The following is a 3,061-nucleotide window of genomic DNA, read 5'->3' on the forward strand; positions in this document are numbered from 1 at the left end:
CAGGTCCCCATCGTCTAGAGGCCTAGGACATCACCCTTTCACGGTGAGTACCGGGGTTCGAATCCCCGTGGGGACGCCAGTTAGATTATTCTGTGCCAGCGGGGGTATAGCTCAGCTGGGAGAGCGCYTGCMTKGCATGCARGAGGTCAGCGGTTCGATCCCGCTTACCTCCACCAAAAATGCGGCACAGAGACAACAGTCCATCAGGTCCCCATCGTCTAGAGGCCTAGGACATCACCCTTTCACGGTGAGTACCGGGGTTCGAATCCCCGTGGGGACGCCAGCTTTTTCCTTCCTACATTGGCCTTTGGTCTGCCGCAAAGCTGCCTAAATTATCATCAAGCTTGTTTCCTTTGCATGTTGCGAAATCCGTACTAAGATGATCTAACGGACCCGCAGAGGAGGAAGTCATGGAACTTCACATGCATTCGCATCGTTGGGTGGCGCGCCAGGGAGACTGGACCGCCGCTGCCATCGCCGGTTTCGGAGCCGGCGGTATCTTGATGTTGCTGGAGCTGTTCTACACCGCCATGAATAAAGGCGACCCCTGGCTCGTGTCACGCATGGTTGCAGCCATGGTGATGGGCTGGGAAGTCCTGCAAACCTCCGGATACAGTCTTGGCATTGTGATTGCAGCCCTTGTTGTGCACTACGTCCTTGGCATTACCTTCGCCCTGATGCTGGCGGCCATCATCGCTCCCTTCCATCTGGATTCGAGCAACCGCATGGTCATCATCACAGGCGCAGCGTTCGGCGTTCTGCTGTACGTACTGAATTTCTATGGCATGTCCGGCGCCTTCTCCTGGTTTGCCGATCTGCGCGGCTGGCCTGTCTTTATTGGCCATATCGCGTTTGGCGCTTGCGCCGCCTGGTTCTACCGACTGCTGGAACGGCCAGATAAGACCTGAATAAATGTAGCCCCTTGCGCCCCGCCTGCGAGCGGGGCGTTCCCGTAGTTTCCCTATAACTTATCGGGCTCATTCATCATGGCGTTGGCAATTTCACTCATTCTGATTGTCCTTGGCGCGCTTATCTTTCACTTCTTCAGCCCCTGGTGGCTGACACCTATCGCCTCCAATTGGCAGGCGATGGATGATGCGTTGATGATCACCCTGGTCATCACGGCCGCGCTGTTTGTCGTCCTCCACATCTTCGTCGCTTACGCCGTGGTCAAGTTCAAGCACCGCGAGGGTCATCGCGCTGCGGCGGAGTCGCACAACCGCAAGCTGGAATGGTGGCTGATCGGCGGCACTTCGGTCGGCATCATTGCGATGCTGGCGCCGGGCCTGTCGGTGTACGCCAAGCTGATTACGCCGCCGCCGGATGCGATGGTGTTCGAAGTCATGGGCCAGCAATGGCAGTGGCACTACCGGCTGCCGGGCAAGGACGGCAAGCTGGGCAAGACGGACGTGCGCTTCATGAATCCGACCAATCCCTTCGGCATCGACCCCAACGATCCCGATGGACAGGATGATGTGCTGGTCGAGGGCCAGGAAATCCACCTGCCGCTCGACAAACCCGTCAAAGCCAACCTGCGCTCGCAGGACGTGCTGCACGACTTCTACGTACCCCAGTTCCGTACCCGCATGAATATGGTGCCCGGCCTGGTCACCCACTTCTGGCTGACGCCAACCAAGGCAGGCCGCTATGAAGTGCTGTGCGCCCAGTTGTGCGGCGTGGGCCACTCGAATATGCGCAGCGCCGTCGTGGTGGAAGACGCGGCGACTTACGCCACCTGGCTCGCCAGGCAGCCGACTTTTGCAGGCGGAACGCCGGGCGGCATTGGCGGTCCCGCCGAGCCGGGCAAGCAGGGCAGGTTGATTGCCCAGTCCAAAGGCTGCGTGGCCTGCCACAGCGTGGACGGCACGCCAGGCGTAGGCCCAAGCTGGAAAGGACTGTTCGGTAAAACCGAAAATCTGGAAGGCGGCAGCATCGTCACGGCCGATGAAGCCTATCTGAAGCATTCGATCACCGATCCGAAGGCGCAGATCGTCAAGGGCTTCGCGCCGGTGATGCCGACGACACCAATGAGCGAAGAAGATCTGACGGCGCTGGTTGATTACATCAAGACGGTCCGCTGAGGAGAGAGCGCATGGCATACGGCGAAGAGCATGCAACGGAGYATGAGCACGATCACGGCCCAACGAGTTTCTGGACCAAGTACGTCTGGAGCCAGGACCATAAAGTCATCGCCATCCAGTATTCGATGACGGCTATTTTCGTGGGCATGATCGGACTGGTGTTGTCCGACCTGATGCGCCTGCAGCTGGGCTTCCCCGGCAAGTTCCAGTTCATTGATCCGGTCAGCTACTACCAGTTCATTACCATGCACGGCATGATCATGGTGATCTATCTGCTGACGGCGCTGTTCCTCGGCGGCTTCGGCAACTACCTGATCCCGCTGATGGTGGGGGCGCGCGATATGGTATTCCCCTTCCTGAACATGCTCAGCTACTGGTTCTATCTGCTGGCGGTGGTGATCCTGTGCGCCAGCTTCTTCGTGCCCGGCGGGCCGACCGGCGCGGGCTGGACCTTGTATCCGCCGCAAGCGATTCTGCCCGGCACGCCCGGCGTGGAGGGCGGCATCGTCGTGATGCTGATCTCCCTGATCGTGTTCATCGTGGCCGCCACCATGGGCGGCCTGAACTACGTGACAACCGTGCTGCAGGCGCGCACGCGCGGCATGACCTTGATGCGTATGCCGTTGACGGTATGGGGCATCTTCATCGCCACCGTGCTGGCGCTGCTGGCTTTCCCGGCATTGTTCGTCAGCGGCGTGATGATGCTGCTCGATAAAACGCTGGGCACCAGCTTCTTCATGCCGGCGATTATGTCGATGGGGCAGCAGCTGGGCTACAAGGGCGGCAGCCCTTTGCTCTTCCAGCACCTGTTCTGGTTCTTCGGCCACCCGGAAGTCTACATCGTAGCGCTGCCTGCGTTTGGCGTGATCTCGGACCTGATCAGCGTCCATGCGCGCAAACAGATTTTCGGCTATCGCATGATGGTGTGGGCGATCGTGATCATCGGCGCACTGAGCTTTGTGGTGTGGGCGCACCATATG

General features: G+C 59.5%; 3 protein-coding genes and 3 tRNA genes. All 6 read left to right on the forward strand.

Annotated features, from left to right (window positions below; translation table 11 throughout):
- The first annotated feature begins 3 nt into the window (after positions 1 to 3).
- Positions 4 to 79 (forward strand) — tRNA-Glu (locus tag AB4Z11_RS27890).
- Between the two features lie 21 nt (positions 80 to 100).
- A tRNA-Ala gene (locus AB4Z11_RS27895) sits at positions 101 to 176 on the forward strand.
- A gap of 31 nt (positions 177 to 207) precedes the next feature.
- Positions 208 to 283 (forward strand) — tRNA-Glu (locus tag AB4Z11_RS27900).
- Positions 284 to 410: 127 nt separating this feature from the next.
- Positions 411 to 908: a hypothetical protein gene (locus AB4Z11_RS27905; RefSeq protein WP_442029091.1), complete on the forward strand. Its 498-nt coding sequence runs from the start codon at positions 411 to 413 to the stop codon at positions 906 to 908.
- 78 nt (positions 909 to 986) lie between these two features.
- Complete coding sequence (locus AB4Z11_RS27910) at positions 987 to 2,081, forward strand: cytochrome c oxidase subunit II (RefSeq protein WP_442029092.1); 1,095 nt, start codon at positions 987 to 989, stop codon at positions 2,079 to 2,081.
- An 11-nt stretch (positions 2,082 to 2,092) separates the two neighbouring features.
- Positions 2,093 to 3,061 (forward strand): cbb3-type cytochrome c oxidase subunit I (locus tag AB4Z11_RS27915; RefSeq protein ID WP_442029093.1); only part of this gene is annotated, 969 nt, incomplete at its 3' end.

The organism is Pseudoduganella sp. RAF53_2 (assembly GCF_052113985.1).
In the GTDB taxonomy this organism is placed as follows: Bacteria; Pseudomonadota; Gammaproteobacteria; order Burkholderiales; family Burkholderiaceae_D; genus Rugamonas.

Coding starts and splice junctions, on each gene's coding strand:
- AB4Z11_RS27905 (WP_442029091.1), top strand. CDS start 411: ATGGAACTTCACATGCATTCGCATCGTTGGGTGGCGCGCCAGGGAGAC.
- AB4Z11_RS27910 (WP_442029092.1), top strand. CDS start 987: ATGGCGTTGGCAATTTCACTCATTCTGATTGTCCTTGGCGCGCTTATC.